Raw genomic sequence first — 22,313 nt, forward strand, 5'->3', positions numbered from 1 at the left:
GTGAAGACCTTCGGGGCGACTCCTGGACCGGTCGGGTGTCCGCAGGGCGGGACGGGGGGTCGGGCGGCACATGGCGCCCGATACGGTGGAACCACCATGAGCGCATCGCAGACCTCAGACGTTCCCACCCTTCTCGTCAAGATCTTCGGGAAGGACCGTCCCGGGATCACCGCGGGACTCTTCGACACCCTCGCCGCCTACTCCGTCGACGTCGTGGACATCGAACAGGTGGTCTCCCGGGGCCGCCTCGTCCTGTGCGCGCTCGTCACCGAGCCGACCGTCGCCCCGCAGGGCGAGCTCCGGGCCACCATCCACAGCTGGGCCGAGTCGCTGAAGCTCCAGGCCGAGATCATCTCCGGCACGGGCGACAACCGTCCCCGCGGTGAGGGACGCTCGCACGTCACCGTGCTCGGCAACCCGCTCACCGCCGAGCAGACGGCGGCCATAGCGGCCAGGATCGCGGAGACCGGCGGCAACATCGACCGCATCTTCCGCCTCGCGAAGTACCCGGTGACGGCGGTCGAGTTCGCCGTCTCGGGCTGCGAGACCGAGCCGCTGCGGACCGCGCTGGCCGTCGAGGCGCACGGCATCGGGGTCGACGTGGCCGTCGTCTCCGCCGGCCTGCACCGGCGGGCCCAGCGGCTCGTGGTCATGGACGTCGACTCGACCCTGATCCAGGACGAGGTGATCGAGCTCTTCGCCGCCCACGCGGGCTGCGAGGACAAGGTCGCCGAGGTGACGGCGGCGGCGATGCGCGGGGAGCTGGACTTCGAGCAGTCGCTCCACGCGCGCGTGGAGCTGCTCGCCGGTCTCGACGCCTCGGTGGTCGACAAGGTCCGCGCCGAGGTGCGGCTGACTCCGGGTGCCCGGACCCTGATCCGTACGCTCAAGCGGCTCGGCTACCAGGTGGGCGTCGTCTCCGGCGGTTTCACGCAGGTCACCGACGACCTGAAGGAACGTCTGGGTCTCGACTTCGCCTCCGCCAACACGCTGGAGATCGTGGACGGGAAGCTCACCGGCCGGGTGACCGGCGAGATCGTCGACCGGGCGGGCAAGGCGCGGCTGCTGCGCCGGTTCGCCTCGGAGGCGGGGGTGCCGCTGGCGCAGACCGTGGCGATCGGCGACGGGGCCAACGACCTGGACATGCTGAACGCGGCCGGGCTCGGGGTGGCGTTCAACGCGAAGCCGGTGGTGCGCCGGGCGGCCCACACGGCGGTGAACGTCCCGTTCCTGGACACCGTGCTCTACCTGCTCGGCATCACGCGCGAGGAGGTCGAGGCGGCGGACTTCGGCGAGGACGACCTGCCGCACTGAGCGGTGACGGTACGGAGGAGGGCCCGGGCGTCGGACGACGCCCGGGCCCTCCTCATCGGGCGTGCGGGAGATCGGACGTACGGAAGATCGGACGTACGGATCGGACGTACGGATCGGACGTGCGGGATCAGGCGTGCGGGGCCCAGAAGTCGACGAGCCGTCCCACGCCGTGCTCCACGGACTTCCACGGGCCGTCGAAGGTGATGACGGCGAAGGCGGAGGTCGGGAAGCCGCTGCGGTTCATCCGGGGCATGAGGTCGCCCTCGGACGTGCCCGCCAGAGCGTCGGCGAGCGCGTGCATCCCCGGGTTGTGGCCGACGAGCAGGAGGTTGTTCACGGTCTCCGGGGTCTCGTTGACCACGGCGATGAGCTCGCCGAGGGATGCCTCGTAGATCCGCTCCTCGTACACCGTCTTGGGGCGCGCGGGCAGCTCGTGGACGGCCAGCTTCCAGGTCTCACGGGTGCGGACGGCGGTCGAGCAGAGGGCCAGGTCCAAGGCGATGCCGCTGTCGGCGAGCCGCCTGCCGGCCACCGGGGCGTCCTTGCGGCCTCGTTCCGCGAGGGGACGCTCGTGGTCCGGTCCGTCGTTCCAGTCTGCCTTCGCGTGCCGGAGGAGCACGATGCTGCGGGGTGTATCGACGCTCATGGTCCACAGCTTCGCACGAAACAGGCCACTCCGACTCAGAGAGGGAGTGTTTGCCAGAGGTGCTCCAGGACGCGGCCGGTCGCGAGTTCACCGGTGGTCGCCCGGGCCCCGTCCGACCCGGTCATGAGGAGCAGGAGGGCGAGGAAGGCCGCTGCCGGGAGGACGACGGCCCACCAGGGCAGCCGGGTGTCGACGCCGGTGGCCGTGGTCCGGACGCCGGGGTGCGTGGGGGCCGACATGACCGCCTCCGTGGGTGAGTTCCGCGCTTTCGCCGTTGTCACCAACGTACGGACCGCGCGTCCTCCGGCCCATCCGGTGATCCACCCACTTCACCCTGAGCCCCGCCCCCTAGGGGACGCGGGGGCTATCCCCACCTCACGGGGAGGCGAAGGAGGCGATGACGGCGATGACGACCGTGATGCCGAGCATCGCGCCGAGCACGAGGAGCAGCTTCTTCTGGCCGTTCTGGGGGTTGGGTTCGAGGACTGGCATGGGGACAGTCTCGCATCTCAGCATTCGTCCTCGACCGTCCGGTCCCTGCCCGCCAGGGTTCCGACGATCATCTGCGGCACCATGAGCCCGCCCATGAGGACGATGGGGAGTCCCCAGCCGCCGCTGTGCTGGTAGAGCACGCCGACGAGGAGGGGGCCGGGGATCGAGATGAGGTAGCCGACGCTCTGCGCGAAGGCGGAGAGGCGGACGACGCCGGCGCCGGTGCGCGAGCGCATGCCGATCATCGTGAGGGCGAGGGGGAAGGAGCAGTTGGAGACGCCGAGGAGCACGGCCCAGATCCAGGCTCCGCCGGCGGGGGCGAGGGAGAGACCGGTGTAGCCGGTGAGTCCGCACAGGCCGAGCGCGACGACGATCGGTCCCTGGTTCTTCATCCGGGTCGCGAGGCGGGGGATGACGAAGGCGAGCGGGACGCCCATGACCATGGTGACGGCGAGGAGCACGCCCGCGGTGGCGGCGGGGACGCCGGCGTCGCGGAAGATCTGCGGCATCCAGCCCATGGTGATGTAGGCACCGGTGGCCTGGAGGCCGAAGAAGACGCCGAGCGCCCAGGCGGTACGGCTGCGGGTGATGCGCGGCGCGGGGGCGCGCGAGGCCGCTTCCCCGCCCTGCGAGGCCGCTTCCCCGCCCCGCGGGGCCGCTTCCCCGCCCCGCGAGGCCGCTTCCCCGCCCCGCGGGGCCGCTCCCGCGGTCCGCGGGGCCGTGTCGGGGCTCGCGGTCGCCGGGACGGCCGTGCCGGTGTCCCGGTCGCGCAGGAGCGGGAGCCAGGGCAGGACGGCGAGGGCGGCGAGGGCCGCCCAGACGCCGAGGCCGAGGCGCCAGTCGCCGCCGAGGGCGTCGGTCATGGGCACGGTCGCGGCCGCGGCGATGGAGGTGCCGAGGGCGAGGGCCATGGAGTAGAGGCCGGTCATGCTGCCGACGCGGTCGGGGAAGTACCGCTTGACGATGACGGGCATCAGGACGTTGCTGACGGCGATGCCCATGAGGGCGAGGGCGCTGGCGGCGAGGAAGGCGGCGGTGCCGGTCGCGAAGGGCCGCAGGACGAGGCCGGTGAAGATCGCGGCCATGCCCGCGCAGACGACGACGGCGGGGCCGAAGCGGCGGGCGAGGCGGGGCGCGGTGATGCCGAAGACCGCGAAGCAGAGCGGGGGGACGGAGGTGAGGACGCCGGCGACGCTGCCGCTCATGTGGAGGTCTTCGCCGACCTCTTCGAGGAGGGCGCCGAGGCTGGTGATGGCGGGGCGCAGGTTGAGGGCGGCCAGGACGAGTCCGACGGCGACGAGGACGAGGAGCCGGCGGTGTGCCGGGCCCGGTGCGGGAGAATCGCCGGCGGTGGCGGGCGCTCCGGAGGACGCGGTCGCGGTGGGGATCCCGGCCGGTCGCGCGGTGTCTCCGGCCGGTGGTGCGGCGGGGTCGAGGGTCTTCGGCTCGTCAGGCATGAAGCCATCATAGAATCATGGGATGATTGGTTGTCCAATCTCGAACGAATGGGAAGGCGCTCCATGGCCCTCGGTCACCCCCGGCGCACCGGTCTCTCCGACCAGGTGATCGCCGAGCTGCGGAACCAGATCACCTCCGGCGAGTGGCCGGTGGGTTCGCGCATCCCGACCGAACCCGAACTGGTCGAGCAGCTGGGCGTGGCCCGCAACACGGTGCGCGAGGCGGTCCGCGCGCTCGCGCACAACGGTCTGCTCGACATCCGCCAGGGCTCGGGGACCTACGTCGTCGCCACCAGCGAGCTGGCGGGCGTCATGCACCGGCGGTTCGCCGGCTCCGACCCCCGGCACGTCGCCGAGCTGCGCTCTACGCTGGAGTCCGCGGCGGCGCGGTTCGCGGCCGGGCGGCGCACGGAGCGGGACCTGAAGCAGCTGGACGCCCTGCTCGTGCGGCGAGAGGAGGCCTGGGGGTCGGGGGACGCCGAGCGGTTCGTGACGGCCGACGCGGCCTTCCACCACGCGGTCGTCGCCGCCTCGGGCAACGAGGTGCTGACGGAGCTCTACGCGGACCTGGGCGACCTGCTGCGGGACTGGCTGCGCGACGACGTGGGGCAGGTGCTGCGGCCGGAGAACCACATGGACCACGCGCGCCTGGTGGACGCGATCCGCGAGGGCGATGCCGAGCGGGCCGGCACGGAGGCGGCCGGTTACCCCTTCCTGTGCCTCAGGAGCCCCGCACCGGAAGAGGCTGCCCCGGAGCGGGGGCCGGATCCGCGGGCTGGTGCGTGATCCAGGCGGACCGGACCTCTTTCCAGCAGCGGCCGGTGACCCGGGCGTAGTCGGCGGGGCCGACCTCCACGGGGGCGCTGTCGCTGTCGAGGTCCCACCAGCGGTCGCACTCGACGTGGAGGCGGACGCGGTCGGTGCGGGGGTACGGGTTGCTGCAGTGGGCGGTGACGCGGGAGCCCTCGACGACCGTGCGGCAGGAGGCTCCGAAGTCCTCCGGCTCCCCGGTCGCCGGGGCGGTGGTGGAGAGCTCCTCGGCGGGGCCGGGAGGGTTCCGCAGCTCGGTGGCCACGGCTGTGCCGGTGATCAGAACGGCGACGGAGGCGATCGCCCCGAAGCCGTGACGTATCGCGCGCATGTCCGTACCTCCTCCCCGTCAGCAGCAGAACCTCACGCTCTGCCTCAGTCTGGGGCCGTTCGGGCTGATTTTCGACCCGTGCAGGAGTTGCGGAACGGCGAGGGCCGTGTGTCCGCCACTCGGCGGACACACGGCCCTCTGCTGCTGTACGGGGGTACGGAGCGGTTACGCGCCGATGGCGTGCAGACCGCCGTCCACGTGGATGATCTCGCCCGTGGTCTTCGGGAACCAGTCCGAGAGCAGCGCGACGATGCCGCGGCCGGCCGGCTCCGGGTCCGAGAGCTCCCACTCCAGCGGGGAGCGGCTGTCCCACACGGAGGCCAGCTCGCCGAAGCCCGGGATGGACTTCGCGGCCATGGAGCCGAGCGGGCCCGCCGAGATCAGGTTGCAGCGGATGTTCTGCTTGCCGAGGTCGCGCGCCATGTAGCGGCTGGTGGCCTCCAGGGCGGCCTTGGCCGGGCCCATCCAGTCGTACTGCGGCCAGGCGAACTTGGCGTCGAAGGTGAGGCCGACGACCGAACCGCCCTCGGACATCAGCGGCAGCAGCGCCATCGTCAGCGACTTCAGGGAGAAGGCGGAGACGTGCATGGCGGTGGCCACGGACTCGAACGGCGTGTTGAGGAAGTTGCCGCCGAGCGCGTCCTGCGGCGCGAAGCCGATGGAGTGCACGATGCCGTCGAGCCGGTCGCCCAGGTGCTCGCGGACCTGGCCCTCCAGGCGGGCGAGGTGCTCGTCGTTGGAGACGTCGAGTTCCAGGACCTTGACGTTCTCGGGCTTGGGGAGCTTCTTGGCGATGCGCTCGGTCAGCGTCGGCCGCGGCCAGGCGGTGAGGATGATCTCCGCACCCTGCTCCTGGGCCAGCTTCGCGGCGTGGAAGGCGATGGAGGACTCCATCAGCACACCGGTGATGAGGATGCGCTTGCCCTCGAGAATTCCGCTCATGGTGATCAGTGACCCATGCCCAATCCGCCGTCAACCGGGATGACGGCTCCAGTGATGTACGAGGCGTCGTCGGAGGCGAGGAACTTCACCGCGGCGGCGATCTCCTCCGGCTGCGCGTAACGGCCCAGCGGCACCTGGGACACGATGCCCGCGCGCTGCTCGTCGGTGAGCACCGCGGTCATGTCGGTGTCGACGAAGCCGGGGGCGACGACGTTGAAGGTGATGTTGCGCGAGCCGAGCTCACGCGCGAGGGAGCGGGCGAACCCGACCAGGCCGGCCTTGGAGGCGGCGTAGTTGGCCTGGCCCGCGGAGCCCAGCAGACCGACGACCGAGGAGATCAGGACGACACGGCCCTTCTTGGCCCGCAGCATCCCGCGGTTGGCACGCTTGACGACCCGGAAGGTGCCGGTGAGGTTGGTGTCGAGGACGGACGTGAAGTCCTCCTCGCTCATGCGCATGAGGAGCTGGTCCTTCGTCACGCCGGCGTTGGCCACGAGGACCTCCACCGGACCGTGCTTCTCCTCGATCTCCTTGTAGGCCGTCTCCACCTGCTCCGCGTCGGTGATGTCGCACCTGACGGGGAGGCAGCCGAGCTCGACCAGGGCGGCCGGGGGCTCGCCGGAGCGGTACGTGATCGCGACCTTGTCGCCGGCCTCGGCGAACGCGCGGGCGATGGCGAGGCCGATGCCCCGGTTTCCTCCGGTGACGAGAACCGAGCGGCTCAACGGATCACCCTTTCGATAGCGGTCTGGTAGCCGAAAACCTATCGGTATCGCTCCCGACATGAGGAATCGACCTCCGACAGTGGCGCAGGGGCGTCGCTGTCGGGTCCCTACAGCTCGGGGCCGGTACGGACCGGCCCGCGGGTTCGCCGGGAGCGCACTCCGATCCAATGCGCGGACTCGGCCGCCCGTCCCGTGATTGACTTCCGGAGCAGTTCCAGACCGCCGTCTTCCGATCGCCGAGAGCGAGGCCGCTCGTGGTCCACCAGATCGACCCTTCGTTCGTCGCGCTGCCGTTGCGGGCGCTCGCCGACGCCGCGCTCGCCCGAGCGCGCGCGCTGGGCGCCGAGCACGCGGACTTCCGCCTGGAGCGGGTGCGCAGCGCCTCGTGGCGGCTGCGCGACGCCAAACCGTCCGGGTCCTCGGACACCACGGACCTGGGCTACGCGGTGCGGGTGGTGCACGGCGGGGCCTGGGGCTTCGCCTCCGGCGTCGACCTGACGATGGACGGGGCCGCGCGGGTCGCCTCGCAGGCGGTCGCCATGGCCAAGCTGTCGGCGAAGGTGATCGCGGCGGCCGGTTCGGACGAGCGCGTGGAGCTGGCCGACGAGCCGGTGCACGCGGAGAGGACGTGGGTCTCCTCGTACGAGATCGACCCGTTCTCCGTGCCCGCGGAGGAGAAGAGCGCGCTGCTCGCCGACTGGAGCGCGCGGCTGCTCCGGGCGGAGGGCGTGGCGCACGTGGACGCCTCGCTGCTGACCGTCCACGAGAACAAGTTCTACGCGGACACGGCCGGCACCGTGACCACGCAGCAGCGCGTCCGGCTGCACCCGCAGCTCACGGCGGTCGCCGTGGACGGGACGACCGGCGAGTTCGACTCGATGCGGACGATCGCGCCGCCGGTCGGACGGGGCTGGGAGTACCTGACGGGGACCGGCTGGGACTGGGACGAGGAGCTCGACGAGATCCCGGGGCTGCTCGCCGAGAAGATGCGGGCGCCGAGCGTGGAGGCGGGCCGGTACGACCTGGTCGTCGACCCGTCGAACCTGTGGCTGACGATCCACGAGTCCATCGGGCACGCCACCGAGCTGGACCGGGCGCTGGGGTACGAGGCGGCCTACGCGGGCACCTCGTTCGCCACCTTCGACCAGCTGGGCAAGCTGGCGTACGGCTCCTCGATCATGAACGTGACGGGTGACCGGACCGCCGAGCACGGTCTCGCCACGGTCGGCTTCGACGACGAGGGAGTCGAGGCGCAGAGCTGGGACCTGGTGAAGGACGGCACGCTCGTCGGCTACCAGCTGGACCGGCGGATCGCGAAGCTCACCGGCCTCGGCCGGTCGAACGGCTGCGCCTTCGCCGACTCCCCCGCGCACGTCCCGGTGCAGCGGATGGCGAACGTCTCGCTCCAGCCGGACCCGGGCGGTCTGTCGACGGAGGACCTGATCGGGGGCGTGGAGCGCGGCATCTACGTGGTCGGCGACCGGTCCTGGTCGATCGACATGCAGCGCTACAACTTCCAGTTCACCGGCCAGCGCTTCTTCCGCATCGAGAACGGCCGCCTCGCCGGGCAGCTGCGGGACGTGGCGTACCAGGCGACGACCACCGACTTCTGGGGCTCGATGGAGCAGGTCGGCGGCCCGCAGACGTACGTCCTCGGTGGCGCCTTCAACTGCGGCAAGGCCCAGCCGGGCCAGGTCGCGGCGGTGTCGCACGGCTGCCCGTCCGCCCTGTTCCGGGGTGTCAACATCCTCAACACCACGCAGGAGGCCGGTCGATGAGCCGCTTCAGCAAGCCGTACGAGATCGTCGAGCGGGCCCTGGAGCTGTCCCGCGCGGACGGGTGCGTCGTCATCGCCGACGAGGAGTCCTCGGCCAACCTGCGCTGGGCCGGGAACGCGCTCACCACGAACGGGGTGACCCGGGGCCGGACGCTCACCGTGATCGCGACCGTCGACGGCGCCCGGGGCACCGCCTCCGGCGTCGTCTCGCGGTCCGCCGTGACCGTCGACGACCTGGAGCCCCTGGTCCGGGCCGCCGAGGAGGCCGCGCGCGCCGCCGGGCCCGCCGAGGACGCCCAGCCGCTGGTGGAGGGCGTGCCCGCCTCGCCCGACTTCACGGACGCCCCGGCGGAGACCTCCTCCGCCGTCTTCACCGACTTCGCCCCGGCGCTCGGCGAGGCCTTCGCCCGCGCGCGTGCGGGCGGCCGGGAGCTCTACGGCTTCGCCAACCACGAGCTGACCTCCACCTATCTGGGCACGTCCACGGGGCTGCGGCTGCGCCACGACCAGCCCAACGGGACCCTGGAGCTGAACGCCAAGTCCCCCGACCGCTCGCGTTCCGCCTGGGCCGGGCGCTCGACCCGGGACTTCAAGGACGTCGACCCGGCCGCGCTCGACGCCGAGCTGGCGACCCGCCTCGGCTGGGCGGAGCGGCGGATCGAGCTGCCCGCCGGGCGGTACGAGACGCTGCTGCCGCCGACCGCCGTGGCCGACCTGATGATCTACCAGCTGTGGTCCTCGGCGGCCCGGGACGCGGTGGAGGGCCGTACGGTCTTCTCCAAGCCCGGCGGCGGCACCCGGCTCGGCGAGACGCTCTCGCCGCTGCCGCTGACGCTGCGCAGCGACCCGAACGAGCCGGGCCTGGAGTCCTCGCCGTTCGTGATCGCGCACTCCTCCGGCGACGACTCCTCCGTCTTCGACAACGGCCTGCCGGTCGGGCCGGTCGACTGGGTGAAGGCCGGCGCCCTGGCGCACCTGATCACCACCCGGCACACGGCGGGGCTCACTCGCTTGCCCGTGGCGCCGGGAGCGGGGAACCTGATCCTGGACGGCGGCGGCGAGCGCTCCCTGGAGGAGATGGTGGCCTCCACCGAGCGGGGACTGCTGCTGACCTGCCTCTGGTACATCCGCGAGGTCGACCCGGCGACGCTGCTGCTGACCGGGCTGACCCGGGACGGCGTCTACCTCGTCGAGAACGGCGAGGTGGTCGGCGAGGTGAACAACTTCCGGTTCAACGAGTCGCCGGTGGACCTGCTGTCGCGGACCACGGAGGCGGGCCGTACGGAGAAGACGCTGCCGCGCGAGTGGAGCGACTGGTTCACCCGGGCCGCGATGCCCGCCCTGCGGGTGCCGGACTTCAACATGAGCTCGGTCAGCAAGGGGGTCTGACCCGCCTAGACTGAGCCGTACCATTGACGACTTTCTGAGGAGACGGACGATCGTGACGGACATCGTCGACGAGCTGAAGTGGCGCGGGCTGTTCGCCCAGTCCACCGATGAGGACGCACTGCGCAAGGCTCTCGCGGACGGTCCCGTCACGTTCTATTGCGGTTTCGACCCGACCGCGGCCAGTCTCCACGTCGGCCACCTGGTCCAGGTGCTCACCGTCCGCCGGCTCCAGCAGGCCGGTCACCGGCCGCTGGCGCTGGTCGGCGGGGCCACCGGGCAGATCGGCGACCCGCGACCGACGGCCGAGCGCACCCTGAACGACCCCGAGACGGTCGCGAACTGGGTGAACCGGCTGCGTTCGCAGATCGAGCCCTTCCTCTCCTTCGAGGGGGAGAACGCGGCGGTCATGGTGAACAACCTGGACTGGACCGCCGGGATGTCGGCGATCGAGTTCCTGCGGGACATCGGCAAGCACTTCCGGGTCAACAAGATGCTGACCAAGGACTCCGTCGCCCGCCGCCTGGAGTCCGAGCAGGGCATCAGCTACACCGAGTTCAGCTACCAGCTGCTCCAGGGCATGGACTTCCTGGAGCTGTACCGCCGCTACGGCTGCACGCTCCAGCAGGGCGGCTCGGACCAGTGGGGCAACCTGGTGGCCGGCCTCGACCTGATCCACCGCCTGGAGCCGGGCGCCGAGGTGCACGCGCTCGCGACCCCGCTGATGGTGAAGGCGGACGGCACCAAGTTCGGCAAGACCGAGGGCGGGGCCGTCTGGCTGGACCCGGAGATGACGACGCCGTACGCGTTCTACCAGTTCTGGCTGAACGTGGACGACCGGGACATCTCGACGTACATGCGGATCCTGTCCTTCAAGTCCCGCGAGGAGCTGGAGGAGCTGGAGGCGCAGACCGCCGAGCGGCCGCAGGCGCGTGCCGCGCAGCGGGCGCTGGCCGAGGAGCTCACCACCCTGGTGCACGGCGCCGAGCAGTGCGCGGCCGTCATCGGCGCCTCCAGGGCGCTGTTCGGGCAGGGCGACCTGGCCGAGCTGGACGAGCCGACGCTGGCCGCCGCGCTGTCCGAGCTGCCGCACGCGCGCGTGAGCACCCTCGGCCAGGTCGTGGACCTGTTCGCCGAGGTCGGCCTCGTGGCGAGCAAGTCGGCGGCGCGCCGCACGGTGAAGGAGGGCGGGGCCTACGTGAACAACGTGAAGGTGACCGCCGAGGACGCCGAGGTGTCGGCGGAGGAGCTGCTGCACGGCCGCTGGCTGGTGCTGCGGCGCGGCAAGAAGAACCTGGCGGCGATCGAGTTCGCGGCCGGCTAGCGGGACCGTGCGAGGGGCCCGGTACGCGCGTGGTGCGCGTACCGGGCCCCTCGCGTTCTCAGGCGCGCTGTCGCCTGTTGCCCCTGATCGAGGCCCACAGCATGTCGCCCACGCCGACGACGGCGACGGCGCCGATCAGCTGGAGCAGGTGCCGGGTCCAGTCGATGCCCTTGGTGTCATTGACTCCGATCCAGGTCGCGACCGCGTTTCCGAGCACGCTGCCGAGAATGCCGAACACGGTCGTCAGCCACAGCGGGATCTGCTGCTTTCCCGGCAGGATCGCCTTCGCGATCAGACCGAGGACCAGTCCCACGATGATCGCCCACAACCAACCCATCGTCGCCTCCTAGTACGCATGTGGGGCCAGTCTCGGCGCATCGGCCATACAGCGCATGTCGGACAGCTCCATACGTGCCCCGGCCTCGTCGACGGCGGAGGGCGGGCGTACCGTGGAACCAGGTCCGGACCGGGGAGGGTCCGGCACGACCTGTGGGCGGTGAACGGCGATGCTGAAGCATGGCGGGACCGAGGTCTTCCGGATCACGGGAGCCCGACAGGGGCTCGCCGACGACGTACGGGGGCGACAGCGGCGCTACGTCATCTCGATGACGGTGCGGACGCTCTCCGTGATCGCCGCGACGGTGCTGTGGAACGTCGAGCGGCACGTGGCCTTCGTGGCGCTCGGCCTGGGCCTTCTGCTGCCCTACATCGCCGTGGTGATCGCCAACGCGGGACGCGAGAGGGCTCCGTCCCTTCCCTCCACCTTCGTCCCCCCTCCGGTGCGTCCCGCGCTCGACCCTCCGAACCTCAAGAAAACCTCAGATCAATCATGACGATCCGGTGCACCGCACCCCAGGTGCCGTGACATACTGCCTACGCGCTCCGCATCCCCCGTCGGAGCGACGGACCGATGCCGGGCAGCTCCCCCCGTGGCTGCCCGGCATCGCTGTTGCTGGACAATGACCGGATGATCAATGGTCCAGTGAGCGAAGACAAGCCGATCTGTTCCGCCAAGGGGTGCCGCGCCGACGCCGTCTGGGTCCTCGCGTGGAACAACCCCAAGCTGCACGCGCCCGAGCGCCGCAAGACCTGGCTCGCGTGCGAGGAGCACCGCGAGCACCTCTCCCAGTTCCTGGGGGTACGGGGCTTCCTGAAGGACGTCGTGCCGCTGGGCGAGTGGGAGTCCGGCTCGCAGGAGTCCTAGACGTCGGCCTCTCCGGAGACCTGGACGTCGGCCTCTCCGGAGACCTGGATGTCAGCCTCTCCGGAGATCCGGACGTCGGACGTCAGCCGCCGATCGCCGACATCGGGCGCTCGGGCTGGAGGAAGCTCGGGTCGTCGAGGCCCGAGCCCGCCTTCTTGCCCCACATGGCCTTCTTCCAGAGCTCCGCGACCGTCTCGTCCGGGGCGTCCGAGCGGAGCGCGGCCCGCAGGTCCGTCTCCTCGGTCGCGAAGAGGCAGGTGCGCACCTGGCCGTCGGCGGTGAGGCGGGTGCGGTCGCAGGCCCGGCAGAACGGGCGGGTGACCGAGGCGATGACGCCGACCGTGTGCGGTCCGCCGTCGACCACCCAGCGCTCGGCGGGGGCCGAGCCGCGCTCCTCGGAGCCTTCGGGCGTGAGGGTGAAGCGGGTGCGCAGCGACTCCAGGATGTCCCCGGCGGTGATCATGCCGTCGCGCTTCCAGCCGTGCTGGGCGTCCAGGGGCATCTGCTCGATGAAGCGGAGCTCGTACCCCTCCTGGATCGCCCAGGCCAGCAGGTCGGGGGCCTCGTCGGCGTTGAGCCCGGGCATCAGGACGGCGTTGACCTTGACCGGGGTGAGGCCGGCCTCGCGGGCGGCGGCCATGCCGTCGAGGACGTCCTGGTGGCGGTCGCGCCGGGTGAGGGTCTTGAAGACGTCGGGGCGCAGGGTGTCGAGGGAGACGTTGACCCGGTCGAGGCCGGCCGCCTGGAGGGCGGCGGCGGTGCGCTTGAGTCCGATGCCGTTGGTGGTGAGGGACATCCGGGGGCGGGGCTCCAGGGCGGCGCAGCGCTCGACGATCCCGACCAGACCGGGGCGGAGCAGCGGTTCGCCGCCGGTGAAGCGGACCTCGGTGACGCCGAGGTCGGTGACCGCGATGCGGATCAGCCGGACGATCTCGTCGTCGGTGAGGAGGTCCGGCTTGGCGAGCCACTGGAGGCCCTCTTCCGGCATGCAGTACGTGCACCGCAGGTTGCACCGGTCCGTGAGCGAGACGCGCAGGTCAGTGGCCACACGGCCGTAGGTGTCGATGAGCACTGTGGGCCCCCTCCCCGTATTCCGGATGCGTGTTCTTCGAGCCTACGCGAGCGCACGGACAACGAGCAGGGCAGATTGTCACGAGGACCGGAGCGGCCGCGTCGTAGAACTCTACGACGCGGCCGCCGGACGGTCGCGGAACGTATACGGTTCAGTGCGCTCCGACCCCGGTGAGGGACTTGACCTCCAGTTCCGCGTACTTGCCCTTGTCCGGCTCCTCCTTGGAGAGGACCGAGCCGAGCCAGCCGAGCAGGAAGCCGAGCGGGATGGAGACGAGGCCGGGGTTCTCCAGCGGGAACCAGTAGAAGTCCACCGTCTTGAACATCGACGTGGGCTTGCCGGAGACGACCGGCGAGAAGACCACGAGGACGACGGCGGAGATCAGGCCTCCGTAGATCGACCACAGGGCTCCCCGGGTGGTGAACCGCTTCCAGAAGAGCGAGTAGAGGATCGTCGGCAGGTTGGCCGAGGCGGCGACCGCGAAGGCGAGGGCGACCAGGCCGGCGACGTTGAGGTCGCGGGCGAGGGCGCCGAGCGCGATGGAGACGACGCCGATGAGGACGGTCGCCCACCGGGCGGCGCGCACCTCCTCCTGCTCGGTGGCCTTCCCGCGACGGATGACGTTGGCGTAGATGTCGTGCGCGAAGGACGAGGAGGAGGCCAGGGTCAGGCCGGCGACGACGGCGAGGATGGTCGCGAAGGCGACGGCGGAGATGACGGCGAGGAGGATCGCGCCGCCGGTGGACCCGGCTCCGCCGCCGATCTCCAGGGCGGCGAGCGGGGCCGCCGTGTTGCCGGCCTTGTTGGAGGCGACGATGTCGCCGTTCTTGAGGAGGGCGGCGGCGCCGAAGCCGAGGACGATCGTCATCAGGTAGAAGGCGCCGATGATGCCGATGGCCCAGTTGACGGACTTGCGCGCGGCCTTGGCGGTCGGCACCGTGTAGAAGCGGATCAGGATGTGGGGCAGGCCGGCCGTGCCGAGGACGAGCGCGATGCCGAGCGAGAGGAAGTCCAGCTTGGAGGTGGCGGTGGCGCCGTACTTGAGGCCGGGCTCCAGGAAGGCGGCGCCCTTGCCGCTGTTGGTGGCGGCCGCGCCGAGCAGCTCCGAGACGTTGAAGTGGAACTTCAGGAGGATCAGGAAGGTGATCAGGAGGGTGCCCGCGATGAGCAGGACCGCCTTGACCATCTGCACCCAGGTGGTGCCCTTCATGCCGCCGATCGTCACGTACACGATCATCAGGAGGCCGACCAGGGCGACGATCGCGACCTTGCCGCCGTCGCTGGTGATGCCGAGCAGGAGCGAGACGAGGACGCCCGCGCCCGCCATCTGGGCGAGCAGGTAGAAGATCGAGACGACGATGGTCGAGGTGCCGGCGGCGGTGCGGACGGGCCGCTGGCGCATCCGGTAGGCGAGGACGTCGCCCATGGTGAACCGGCCGGAGTTGCGCAGCGGTTCGGCGACCAGGAGCAGGGCGACGAGCCAGGCGACGAGGAAGCCGATCGAGTAGAGGAAGCCGTCGTAGCCGAAGAGGGCGATGGCTCCGGCGATGCCGAGGAAGGACGCGGCGGACATGTAGTCGCCGGAGATCGCGAGGCCGTTCTGGAAGCCGGTGAACTGGCGTCCGCCGGCGTAGAAGTCGGCGGCGCTGCGGGTCTGGCGGCCGGCCCAGACGGTGATGACGAGGGTGGCGACGACGAAGGCGCCGAACAGGGCGATGATCAGGGGTCGGTGCTCGGTGGTGGCGTTGCCCGCCGCGAGCAGGACGGGGGTGCTCATGCGTCGGCCTCCATGCGGTGCTTGATGGCCTCGGCCTTGGGGTCGAGGCGGTTCGCCGCGTGCCGGGAGTAGAGCCAGGCGATGAGGAACGTGGTGGCGAACTGGCCGAGGCCGAGGACGAGCGCCACGTTGACGTTGCCGAACAGCTTGGTCCCCATGAAGTCGCCCGCGTAGTTGGAGAGCAGCACGTACAGCAGGTACCAGGCGATGAAGGCGAGGGTGAGGGGGAAGGCGAAGGAGCGGTGCGTCCGGCGCAGTTCGCCGAACTCCGCCCCCTCCTGCACCTCGACGAACTGCTCCGTCGTGGGCGAGGCGGGAGCGTGGGCGGTCTCCGTGCCGTTTCTGGGCGGCGGTGCTTCGGTAGCCACGGAATCTCCTCGTGACGCGGGGGCGGGCGGCGTGGTCAAGGGGGCCTCACCAGGGGTGCGGAAAGCGGGGCTCCGAGCGGAGCCCCTCCCCTGCCCAACGGCACGGAGCCGGAAGCGAAGCGGTTCACCCGCGGGATTTTCTTGAGCAGATCTTCATGAAGTCTTCTCAACTCATTGAAGGTTCCGGAAGATCAGCGATAGCTTCACTCGTCATGCACCTGTCCACGCGCAAACCCGCGCGAGGACAGTACATACGGATGATGTGGAGAACCCATGGCTCATCTGGGATCGAGGCGCGGCCGAGCTCTTGCTCTGCCGGTAGGTCTCGCACTCACCGCCTCGCTCGGCTTCCTCGCCCCCGGTGCCGCCTCCGCCGCGGAACTGAGCGACGTTCCGGCCGCCGCGGCCGCGAACGGCCCGAAGCTCTCGTACGTCGTCAACGTCGAGGGCGGTCGCTGGACCGGCGCCTCGGTGAAGAAGGCGATCGCCGCCGCGGGCGGCGAGGTGGTCGTCTCGTACGACCGGATAGGCGTCATCGTCGTCCACTCGCAGAACCCCGAGTTCGCGAGGACGATCCGTCAGGCGCCCGGTGTGGTGTCGGCCGGCGCGACCCGCACCGCCCCGCTCTCCGTCCAGTCCGACGACTCCGTCGACGAGGGCGCGCAGACCCTGTCCCCGGCCGAGGCCAAGGCCGCCGCGGCCGCCGCCACGGACGGCCAGGACCCGCTCGAGCCCCTGCAGTGGGACCTCCCGGCGATCAAGGCCGACAAGGCCCACGAGAAGACGCTCGGCAGCAGCAGGGTCACCGTCGGCATCATCGACACGGGCGTCGACGACACCCACCCGGACCTCGCGCCGAACTTCGACGCCGCCGCCTCCGCCAACTGCGTGTCCGGCAAGCCGGACACCACCCCCGGCTCGTGGCGCCCCAACAAGGGCGAGAGCGACCACGGCACGCACGTCGCGGGCACCATCGGCGCCGCCAAGAACGGCATCGGCATCACCGGTGTCGCGCCGGGCGTCAAGCTCGCCGGCATCAAGGTGTCCACCCCGGACGGCTTCTTCTACACCGAGGCCGTGGTCTGCGGCTTCGTGTGGGCGGCCGAGCACGGCATCGACGTCACGAACAACAGCTACTACACCGACCCGTGGATGTTCGCCTGCAAGAACGACGAGGACCAGAAGGCCCTCATCGAGGCGGTCACCCGTGCCACCCGCTACGCGGAGAAGAAGGGCACGGTCAACGTCGCCGCGGCCGGCAACTCCAAGTTCGACCTGGCTGCCGACAAGATCACCGACACGAGCAGCCCGAACGACACCACGGCGGTCACCCGCGACATCGACCCGAAGGAGTGCTTCGACTACCCGGCCATGCTGCCGGGCGTCGTGACGGTCTCCGCGACCGGCGCCAAGGACCTCAAGGCGTCCTACTCCAACTACGGTCTCGGCGTGATCGACGTCGCCGCCCCGGGCGGTGACCGCACCGAGTACCAGACGCCGGACGCCCCGGCGGTCAACGGCCGCATCCTGTCGACCACGGTCGACGGCGGCTACAACTACAAGGCCGGCACGTCGATGGCCTCGCCGCACGCGGCGGGCGTCCTGGCGCTCCTCAAGTCGACGCACCCCCACGCGAGCCCGGCGGCGCTGAAGGCGCTGCTGTACGCGCAGGCCGACGACCGCGCCTGCACCAACCCGTACGACATCGAGGGCGACGGCAAGATCGACGCCGTCTGCGAGGGCGGCGTGCACAAGAACGGCTTCTACGGAGCCGGTCTGATCGACGCGCTGGACGCCGTGAAGTAAGCGGTACCCCTGCGGGAGGGGCCCCGGTGCGGCGCGCCGCACCGGGGCCCCTCCCTGTCCACGGGGTGGCACTGAGTGCCACACTGCGGTCATGGACAACACGGTGCGCACCGGTACGGAGTCGTTGTGGTCGGCCCTGGGCGGCGATCCCGCCCTCGTCGACCGCGTGGAGTACGGCGGGGTCTCCGGGCTGCTGCCCGCGCGGCTTCCGGTGATGGACCTGGCGCGCGCGGCGGTCGCGGTCTGCTCGCTCGCCGCGGTGGAGCACGCCGGACTCCCGGGTCCGGTACGGGTCGACGACGGGGCCGTGGCCACCGCCTTCGTGAGCGAGCGTCACCTGCGGGTCGACGGGCGGACGCCGGTGAACTTCGCGCCGCTGTCGCGGTTCTGGCGGGCGGCCGACGGCTGGGTCCGTACGCACGCCAACTATCCCCACCACGAGGCGGCCCTGCTGGCGGCCCTGGGCGTGCCGGACTCCGCCTCCGGCCCCGGCTCCGGCTCCGTGGAGGCCGTCGCGGCGGCGATCGGCGGGCGGAGGGCCGTCGAGGTCGAGACGGCGGTGTACGCGGCCGGGGGCCTGGCCGTCGCCCTGCGCACGCCCGGGGAGTGGGCGGCGAGCGAGCAGGGCCGGGAGGTGGCGGCACGGCCGCTGCTGACCCGCGAGCGGCTCGACGAGGCCGCGCCGCGGGCCGGGAACGGGCGTCCGCCGCGGGTCCTCGACCTCACCCGGGTGATCGCCGGACCCGTCGCGACCCGGACGCTGGCGCTGCTCGGCGCGGACGTGCTGCGCATCGACCCGCCGGGCAACCCCGAACTGCCGGACCAGCACGCGGACGCGGACGTCGGCAAGCGGACGGCCGCGCTGGACCTGGACCGGCCGTCGGACCGGCGCACGTTCGACGAACTCCTCGACTCCGCCGACGTGCTGGTCACCGGTTACCGGCCCGGTGCGCTCGACCGGTTCGACCTGGAGCGGCCGGGCCTGGTGACCGCCCGCCTCTCCGCCTGGGGCGACTACGGGCCCTGGGGCGGGCGGCGCGGCTTCGACTCCCTGGTGCAGGTGGCGACGGGGATCGCCGCCGTGGAGGGGTCGGCGGAGGAGCCGGGCGCGCTGCCGGCACAGGCCCTGGACCACGGGACGGGGTACCTGCTCGCGGCGGCGGTGCTGCGGTCGCTGACCGAACAGCGGACGGAGGGCGGGAGCCGGCTCGTCCGCCTGGCCCTCGCGCAGACGGGGCACTGGCTGACGGATTCGCTGCCGCGGTACTCGCCGGAGCGGTACCTCGCGGAGTCGGAGGGGCCGCTGGGCCGCCTCCGGCACTCGCTGTCCCCGGTCTCGTACGAGGGCGGGCCCGCGAACTGGTCCCGGCCGCCGGGGCTCGCGGGGGCGGACGCGGCGGAGTGGGACGGGGGGTGAGGGGCCCCCGGGCCCGGGCCCGGGGCGGCTCCGCGCCCGGGGCCGGTTCCGCGCCGCCGGGCCCGCGGGACGGGGCCCTGGCGGGGCGCCGGCGCGGGGCCGTACGGGGCGAGGGTTCCGGGACGGGTGCCCGGCGACGGGGGTGTGCCCACCCGTTCCGCCCTGCGGGACGATTGCCCGCACGGTCGACGGCGAGGCCGGGGCGTCCGTGCACGTGATCGTGGGCCGGAGCGCTCGCACGGGTGCCCGCCGGCCGCCTCCCGGGCCCGCGTGATGGGCGCGGGAGACGGTGGTCCTGCCGGGTTACGGCTTGACCAGGACCTTCAGGGCCGTGCGCTCGTCCATCGCCTTGTAGCCGGCCGGGACGCCGTCCAGGCCGACCGTCAGGTCGAAGACCGGGGACGGGTCGATGGTGCCGGCCAGGACGTCCGGGAGGAGCTCCGGGATGTACGCGCGGACCGGGGCGACGCCACCGCGCAGCGCGATGTTGCGGTCGAACATGACGGACAGGTCGAGGCCGGTGCCGCTGCCGTGCGGGACGCCGACGTAGCCGATGGAGCCGCCGTCGCGGGCGATCGCGACGGCCGTGCGCATGGACTGCTCGGTGCCCACGGCCTCGATGACGACGTGGGCGCCCTGCCCGCCGGTGAGCTCGCGGACGGCGGCCTCGGCGGCCTCGCCGCGCTCGGCGACGACGTCGGTGGCGCCGAAGGCGCGGGCGATGTCGGTGCGGGCGGTGTGCCGGCCGAGCGCGATGATCCGCTCGGCGCCGAGCCGCCTGGCGGCGAGGACGCCGCACAGGCCGACGGCGCCGTCGCCGACGACGGCGACCGTGGAGCCCTTCGTGACCCCCGCGCCGAGGGCGGCGTGGTGGCCGGTGCCCAGGACGTCGGAGAGGGCGAGCAGCGCGGTCAGGAGCCGGTCGTCGGAGGCGGCGTCGGCGGGGAGCTTGACGAGGGTGCCGTCGGCGAAGGGGACGCGGACGGCCTCGCCCTGGCCGCCGTCGGAGCCGACCGAGCCCCAGAAGCCGCCGCGCGGGCAGGAGGTCTGGAGGCCTTCGGCGCAGTACTCGCAGGTGCCGTCGGACCAGACGAAGGGGGCGACGACGAGGTCGCCGACGGCGAAGCCGGTGACGTCGGAGCCGGCCGCCTCGACGACGCCGAGGAACTCGTGGCCGATGCGCTGGCCGGGCTGCCGGGCGGCCTCGCCGCGGTAGGCCCACAGGTCGCTGCCGCAGATGCAGGCGCGCAGGACCCGCAGGACGACGTCCGTGGGCTCCTGGACCACCGGATCGGGCACGTCCTCCACGCGCATGTCGAAGGGGGCGTGGATGGTGGTGGCGCGCATGGGGGGTGGTCCTTGCTGTCAGACGGTTGTACGACGTTCACCGTACATCGCGCGGAGCGCTCCCGCCGTCAGCAGGCACTGCGCCGCGACATAGGTCAGCATGACCCAGAAGTCGGGCACCGGCAGCTGCGGCCGACCGGCGACGCCGGTGGCGATGAGGGTGTCGGACAGCAGGAACAGGGCGCCGCCGAGGCCGGCGGGGAGCCCGAGGGCGCTGGAACGGTACGCCATCGCGGTGAGCAGCAGCGAGTAGCCGGCGACGGGGATCCTCAGCCCGGCGGGGAGGTCGGGCCAGAGGAGCGCGACGGTGCCGGCGAGCGCGGCCGCGTACAGGGCGCCGAGGACCGGGGACGTACGCCTCCGCCCGAAGAGGACCAGGTAGCAGACGTGTCCGGCGGCGAAGGAACCCATGCCGAGGAGGAAGGACCGGTCGGAGCCGGAGAGCAGGAGGACGTCGCCGGCCCAGCCGAGGAGGAGCGCGGCGGTGAGCGGCTTCGGGGCGCCGAGGGCGACGGCGTACGCGGCGAGCAGGGGCATCAGGAGCGGTTTGGCGATCTGGTGGCCGAGGTCGGCGCCGGCGAGCAGGGAGACCAGGTCGACGGCGGCCGCGAGCCCGAAGGCGGCGAGGAGCGCGCGGGAGGCGGCGGTCGGGACGGCGCGGGCGGCCGTGGGGGCGGTGCTCACGCGGCGGCCCCGGGCGCGGTGCCGGCCTGCGGGGCGGGGCTCGCCCCGGTGGCCGGGGCCGGCTGCCGGCCCCGGCCGCGGAAGACCCGTCCGGCACGCTCGCGCCAGTCCTGCGCGGCGCGCAGGTCGCGGGCGGTGGCGGCGTGCTCGTGGGTGGCGACGCGCAGCGGGTTGTGGGTGGCGATGTCCTTGGTGAGGCCGTAGACGGGCCGCACGGTCTCGCCGGCCCAGGAGCCGAACATCCGGTCCCGGACGATGAGGACGCCGCCGAAGTTCCGGTCCGGGTAGCCGCCCCGGAAGGCGTGGTGTCCGCGGTGCCGCCAGCAGGAGGGGAAGTCCCGCGCGAGCGGCATGAGCGGGATCGTCCACCGGAGGACGGGGACGCGGAGCGGGGTCAGCTCGTCCACGGCGGTGCGGACCGCGACGACGGGGATCTTCCACAGCGCGTCGGAGAGGGGGCTTCCCGGGCCCGTGCCGATGCCGGTGGCGGCGTCCTTCGCCTCGTGCCCGGCGGCGCCCTCGTCGGGGTGGATCCGGTGGCCGGCCGTCTCCAGGGCGGTGAGCAGGGCGAACGCCGGTACGGACCGGAGCACGACATCGGGCGGGTTCGGCATGGCCTCGAGGGTAGGGGCGGCGGCCGTGGGCGGCCAGACGTCGTTACCGACAAGTATGCGAGACGACTTGTCAGCAGGCTTCGGCACCTTCCGACAAGCGGCTCAGACCCCCGCCGCTCCCAGCAGGGTCCCGGCCCCGTAGGTGACCGCCATCGCGAGGGCGCCGCCCGCCACGTTGCGCAGGATCGCGGGGCCCGTGGGGGCGTCGCCGAGGCGGGCGCTCCACCAGCCGGTGAGCACGAGGGCGGCGAGGACGGAGAGGACCGTGATCCAGAGGCGGGCGGAGGCCGGCGGGAGGACGATCGCGAGGAGCGGGAGGAGGGCGCCGACGGTGAAGGCGAGGAAGCTGGCGCCGGCCGCGTGCCAGGGGTTGGTGAGGTCGTCGGGGTCGATGCCGAGCTCCACGCGCGCGTGGGCGCGCAGGGCGTCGCGGGCGGTGAGCTGTTCGGCGGCCTCGCGGGCCACTTCCGGGGAGAGGCCCCGGGCGGCCAGCAGGTCGGTCAGTTCGGCGAGTTCGGCCTCCGGCTGTTCGCGCAGCTCGCGCTTCTCCTGGGCGAGCGCGGCCCGCTCCGAGTCGCGCTGGCTGGAGACCGAGACGTACTCCCCCGCCGCCATCGACATGGAACCGGCGAGCAGCCCCGAGAGGCCGGCCGTGAGCAGGGCGGCCCGGGACTCGGTGGCGCCGGCGACGCCGACGACGAGGCCGGCGGTGGAGACGACGCCGTCGTTGGCTCCGAGCACGGCCGCCCGGAGCCAGTTGAGACGGGTGCCGAGGCCGCCGCCGTGGGCCTCGTCCTCGTGTACGGGGGCTTCAGTCACT

The 22,313-nt window shown here is 72.3% G+C and carries 24 protein-coding genes; 9 read left to right on the top strand and 15 right to left on the bottom strand.

The genetic code is table 11. The features are described from left to right. Nucleotides 1-96: 96 nt before the first annotated feature. A complete protein-coding gene (serB, locus tag IE180_RS12330) occupies nucleotides 97-1,314 on the top strand; it encodes a phosphoserine phosphatase SerB (protein WP_190156894.1) in 1,218 nt (405 codons plus the stop codon). A gap of 127 nt (nucleotides 1,315-1,441) precedes the next feature. Here serB and IE180_RS12335 read toward each other — a convergent pair whose 3' ends face one another. The 4 genes from IE180_RS12335 to IE180_RS12345 form a co-directional block, all read right to left on the bottom strand. After that, on the bottom strand, nucleotides 1,442-1,960 hold the full coding sequence (locus IE180_RS12335) for a SixA phosphatase family protein (protein WP_190156895.1): 519 nt from the start codon (nucleotides 1,958-1,960) through the stop codon (nucleotides 1,442-1,444). 35 nt (nucleotides 1,961-1,995) lie between these two features. Further along, nucleotides 1,996-2,199: a hypothetical protein gene (locus IE180_RS12340; protein ID WP_190156896.1), complete on the bottom strand. Its 204-nt coding sequence runs from the start codon at nucleotides 2,197-2,199 to the stop codon at nucleotides 1,996-1,998. A 136-nt stretch (nucleotides 2,200-2,335) separates the two neighbouring features. After that, complete coding sequence (locus IE180_RS37165; RefSeq protein WP_256341457.1) at nucleotides 2,336-2,452, bottom strand: SGM_5486 family transporter-associated protein; 117 nt, start codon at nucleotides 2,450-2,452, stop codon at nucleotides 2,336-2,338. 17 nt (nucleotides 2,453-2,469) lie between these two features. Then, nucleotides 2,470-3,909, bottom strand: a complete 1,440-nt coding sequence (locus IE180_RS12345) for a CynX/NimT family MFS transporter (RefSeq protein ID WP_190156897.1) — start codon at nucleotides 3,907-3,909, stop codon at nucleotides 2,470-2,472. Between the two features lie 63 nt (nucleotides 3,910-3,972). Here IE180_RS12345 and IE180_RS12350 point away from each other — a divergent pair, with 63 nt between their 5' ends. Continuing rightward, nucleotides 3,973-4,695: a FadR/GntR family transcriptional regulator gene (locus IE180_RS12350; RefSeq protein ID WP_190157360.1), complete on the top strand. Its 723-nt coding sequence runs from the start codon at nucleotides 3,973-3,975 to the stop codon at nucleotides 4,693-4,695. On the opposite strand, the gene IE180_RS12355 is transcribed toward IE180_RS12350, so the two are convergent. The 3 genes from IE180_RS12355 to fabG all read right to left on the bottom strand — a co-directional run bounded on the left by IE180_RS12355 (nucleotide 4,631) and on the right by fabG (nucleotide 6,717). After that, nucleotides 4,631-5,050, bottom strand: coding sequence for a hypothetical protein (locus IE180_RS12355; RefSeq protein ID WP_190156898.1), 420 nt, complete (start codon nucleotides 5,048-5,050; stop codon nucleotides 4,631-4,633). The two genes, IE180_RS12350 and IE180_RS12355, sit on opposite strands and share 65 nt — an antisense overlap. 165 nt (nucleotides 5,051-5,215) lie before the next feature. Then, nucleotides 5,216-5,992, bottom strand: a complete 777-nt coding sequence (fabI, locus tag IE180_RS12360; protein ID WP_030691677.1) for an enoyl-ACP reductase FabI — start codon at nucleotides 5,990-5,992, stop codon at nucleotides 5,216-5,218. A 5-nt stretch (nucleotides 5,993-5,997) separates the two neighbouring features. Next, nucleotides 5,998-6,717 (bottom strand): 3-oxoacyl-[acyl-carrier-protein] reductase, encoded by a 720-nt coding sequence (fabG, locus tag IE180_RS12365; protein WP_190156899.1) that lies wholly within the window; start codon nucleotides 6,715-6,717, stop codon nucleotides 5,998-6,000. Nucleotides 6,718-6,971: 254 nt separating this feature from the next. Here fabG and IE180_RS12370 point away from each other — a divergent pair, with 254 nt between their 5' ends. From IE180_RS12370 to tyrS, 3 genes are read left to right on the top strand one after another with little or no spacing between them, the layout of a single operon-like run. Further along, nucleotides 6,972-8,495, top strand: coding sequence for a TldD/PmbA family protein (locus IE180_RS12370; protein WP_190156900.1), 1,524 nt, complete (start codon nucleotides 6,972-6,974; stop codon nucleotides 8,493-8,495). Further along, complete coding sequence (locus IE180_RS12375) at nucleotides 8,492-9,883, top strand: metallopeptidase TldD-related protein (protein ID WP_190156901.1); 1,392 nt, start codon at nucleotides 8,492-8,494, stop codon at nucleotides 9,881-9,883. Before IE180_RS12370 ends, IE180_RS12375 begins: the two co-directional genes overlap by 4 nt. Nucleotides 9,884-9,935: 52 nt before the next feature. Further along, nucleotides 9,936-11,204: a tyrosine--tRNA ligase gene (gene tyrS, locus IE180_RS12380; RefSeq protein ID WP_190156902.1), complete on the top strand. Its 1,269-nt coding sequence runs from the start codon at nucleotides 9,936-9,938 to the stop codon at nucleotides 11,202-11,204. A gap of 58 nt (nucleotides 11,205-11,262) precedes the next feature. Here the strand turns inward: tyrS and IE180_RS12385 are convergent, their stop codons facing one another. Next, the gene (locus IE180_RS12385; protein ID WP_190156903.1) at nucleotides 11,263-11,541 is read right to left on the bottom strand and encodes a GlsB/YeaQ/YmgE family stress response membrane protein; all 279 of its coding nucleotides are present in this window, start codon (nucleotides 11,539-11,541) and stop codon (nucleotides 11,263-11,265) included. A gap of 169 nt (nucleotides 11,542-11,710) precedes the next feature. Here IE180_RS12385 and IE180_RS12390 point away from each other — a divergent pair, with 169 nt between their 5' ends. Together IE180_RS12390 and IE180_RS12395 are read left to right on the top strand one after the other, a co-directional pair. Next, nucleotides 11,711-12,037: a DUF3099 domain-containing protein gene (locus IE180_RS12390; RefSeq protein WP_030691671.1), complete on the top strand. Its 327-nt coding sequence runs from the start codon at nucleotides 11,711-11,713 to the stop codon at nucleotides 12,035-12,037. A gap of 134 nt (nucleotides 12,038-12,171) precedes the next feature. Further along, a complete protein-coding gene (locus tag IE180_RS12395) occupies nucleotides 12,172-12,408 on the top strand; it encodes a hypothetical protein (protein WP_190156904.1) in 237 nt (78 codons plus the stop codon). Between the two features lie 82 nt (nucleotides 12,409-12,490). On the opposite strand, the gene moaA is transcribed toward IE180_RS12395, so the two are convergent. The 3 genes from moaA to IE180_RS12410 form a co-directional block, all read right to left on the bottom strand. Beyond that, a complete protein-coding gene (moaA, locus tag IE180_RS12400) occupies nucleotides 12,491-13,480 on the bottom strand; it encodes a GTP 3',8-cyclase MoaA (protein WP_190156905.1) in 990 nt (329 codons plus the stop codon). A 151-nt stretch (nucleotides 13,481-13,631) separates the two neighbouring features. Then, complete coding sequence (locus tag IE180_RS12405) at nucleotides 13,632-15,257, bottom strand: monocarboxylic acid transporter (protein ID WP_190156906.1); 1,626 nt, start codon at nucleotides 15,255-15,257, stop codon at nucleotides 13,632-13,634. Then, a complete protein-coding gene (locus tag IE180_RS12410) occupies nucleotides 15,254-15,625 on the bottom strand; it encodes a DUF485 domain-containing protein (RefSeq protein ID WP_190156907.1) in 372 nt (123 codons plus the stop codon). Before IE180_RS12410 ends, IE180_RS12405 begins: the two co-directional genes overlap by 4 nt. A 273-nt stretch (nucleotides 15,626-15,898) precedes the next feature. Here IE180_RS12410 and IE180_RS12415 point away from each other — a divergent pair, with 273 nt between their 5' ends. Both IE180_RS12415 and IE180_RS12420 read left to right on the top strand, forming a co-directional pair. After that, nucleotides 15,899-17,431, top strand: a complete 1,533-nt coding sequence (locus IE180_RS12415) for a S8 family peptidase (protein ID WP_190156908.1) — start codon at nucleotides 15,899-15,901, stop codon at nucleotides 17,429-17,431. A gap of 91 nt (nucleotides 17,432-17,522) precedes the next feature. Next, nucleotides 17,523-18,848, top strand: a complete 1,326-nt coding sequence (locus IE180_RS12420; protein WP_190156909.1) for a CoA transferase — start codon at nucleotides 17,523-17,525, stop codon at nucleotides 18,846-18,848. 303 nt (nucleotides 18,849-19,151) lie between these two features. Here IE180_RS12420 and IE180_RS12425 read toward each other — a convergent pair whose 3' ends face one another. The 4 genes from IE180_RS12425 to IE180_RS12440 all read right to left on the bottom strand — a co-directional run bounded on the left by IE180_RS12425 (nucleotide 19,152) and on the right by IE180_RS12440 (nucleotide 22,312). After that, nucleotides 19,152-20,195 carry a zinc-dependent alcohol dehydrogenase family protein gene (locus tag IE180_RS12425; protein WP_190156910.1) on the bottom strand — a complete coding sequence of 348 codons (1,044 nt, stop codon included), beginning with the start codon at nucleotides 20,193-20,195 and terminating at the stop codon, nucleotides 19,152-19,154. Nucleotides 20,196-20,213: 18 nt separating this feature from the next. Beyond that, a complete protein-coding gene (locus IE180_RS12430) occupies nucleotides 20,214-20,879 on the bottom strand; it encodes a lysoplasmalogenase (RefSeq protein WP_190156911.1) in 666 nt (221 codons plus the stop codon). Continuing rightward, nucleotides 20,876-21,493, bottom strand: coding sequence for a sterol desaturase family protein (locus IE180_RS12435; RefSeq protein WP_190156912.1), 618 nt, complete (start codon nucleotides 21,491-21,493; stop codon nucleotides 20,876-20,878). Before IE180_RS12435 ends, IE180_RS12430 begins: the two co-directional genes overlap by 4 nt. A 102-nt stretch (nucleotides 21,494-21,595) precedes the next feature. Beyond that, nucleotides 21,596-22,312: a VIT1/CCC1 transporter family protein gene (locus IE180_RS12440; RefSeq protein ID WP_190156913.1), complete on the bottom strand. Its 717-nt coding sequence runs from the start codon at nucleotides 22,310-22,312 to the stop codon at nucleotides 21,596-21,598. Between the last annotated feature and the right edge of the window lies 1 nt (nucleotide 22,313).

The sequence above is a fragment of the Streptomyces litmocidini genome (genome assembly GCF_014649755.1).
GTDB classification, from domain to species: Bacteria; Actinomycetota; Actinomycetes; order Streptomycetales; family Streptomycetaceae; genus Streptomyces; species Streptomyces litmocidini.

What these genes read in the sequence shown, in the direction of transcription:
- serB (WP_190156894.1), top strand. Translation starts at nt 97, where the DNA reads ATGAGCGCATCGCAGACCTCAGACGTTCCCACCCTTCTCGTCAAGATC.
- IE180_RS12335 (WP_190156895.1), bottom strand. Translation starts at nt 1,960, where the DNA reads ATGAGCGTCGATACACCCCGCAGCATCGTGCTCCTCCGGCACGCGAAG.
- IE180_RS12340 (WP_190156896.1), bottom strand. Translation starts at nt 2,199, where the DNA reads ATGTCGGCCCCCACGCACCCCGGCGTCCGGACCACGGCCACCGGCGTC.
- IE180_RS37165 (WP_256341457.1), bottom strand. Translation starts at nt 2,452, where the DNA reads ATGCCAGTCCTCGAACCCAACCCCCAGAACGGCCAGAAGAAGCTGCTC.
- IE180_RS12345 (WP_190156897.1), bottom strand. Translation starts at nt 3,909, where the DNA reads ATGCCTGACGAGCCGAAGACCCTCGACCCCGCCGCACCACCGGCCGGA.
- IE180_RS12350 (WP_190157360.1), top strand. Translation starts at nt 3,973, where the DNA reads ATGGCCCTCGGTCACCCCCGGCGCACCGGTCTCTCCGACCAGGTGATC.
- IE180_RS12355 (WP_190156898.1), bottom strand. Translation starts at nt 5,050, where the DNA reads ATGCGCGCGATACGTCACGGCTTCGGGGCGATCGCCTCCGTCGCCGTT.
- fabI (WP_030691677.1), bottom strand. Translation starts at nt 5,992, where the DNA reads ATGAGCGGAATTCTCGAGGGCAAGCGCATCCTCATCACCGGTGTGCTG.
- IE180_RS12375 (WP_190156901.1), top strand. Translation starts at nt 8,492, where the DNA reads ATGAGCCGCTTCAGCAAGCCGTACGAGATCGTCGAGCGGGCCCTGGAG.
- IE180_RS12385 (WP_190156903.1), bottom strand. Translation starts at nt 11,541, where the DNA reads ATGGGTTGGTTGTGGGCGATCATCGTGGGACTGGTCCTCGGTCTGATC.
- IE180_RS12390 (WP_030691671.1), top strand. Translation starts at nt 11,711, where the DNA reads ATGCTGAAGCATGGCGGGACCGAGGTCTTCCGGATCACGGGAGCCCGA.
- IE180_RS12395 (WP_190156904.1), top strand. Translation starts at nt 12,172, where the DNA reads ATGATCAATGGTCCAGTGAGCGAAGACAAGCCGATCTGTTCCGCCAAG.
- IE180_RS12405 (WP_190156906.1), bottom strand. Translation starts at nt 15,257, where the DNA reads ATGAGCACCCCCGTCCTGCTCGCGGCGGGCAACGCCACCACCGAGCAC.
- IE180_RS12415 (WP_190156908.1), top strand. Translation starts at nt 15,899, where the DNA reads ATGGCTCATCTGGGATCGAGGCGCGGCCGAGCTCTTGCTCTGCCGGTA.
- IE180_RS12420 (WP_190156909.1), top strand. Translation starts at nt 17,523, where the DNA reads ATGGACAACACGGTGCGCACCGGTACGGAGTCGTTGTGGTCGGCCCTG.
- IE180_RS12425 (WP_190156910.1), bottom strand. Translation starts at nt 20,195, where the DNA reads ATGCGCGCCACCACCATCCACGCCCCCTTCGACATGCGCGTGGAGGAC.
- IE180_RS12435 (WP_190156912.1), bottom strand. Translation starts at nt 21,493, where the DNA reads ATGCCGAACCCGCCCGATGTCGTGCTCCGGTCCGTACCGGCGTTCGCC.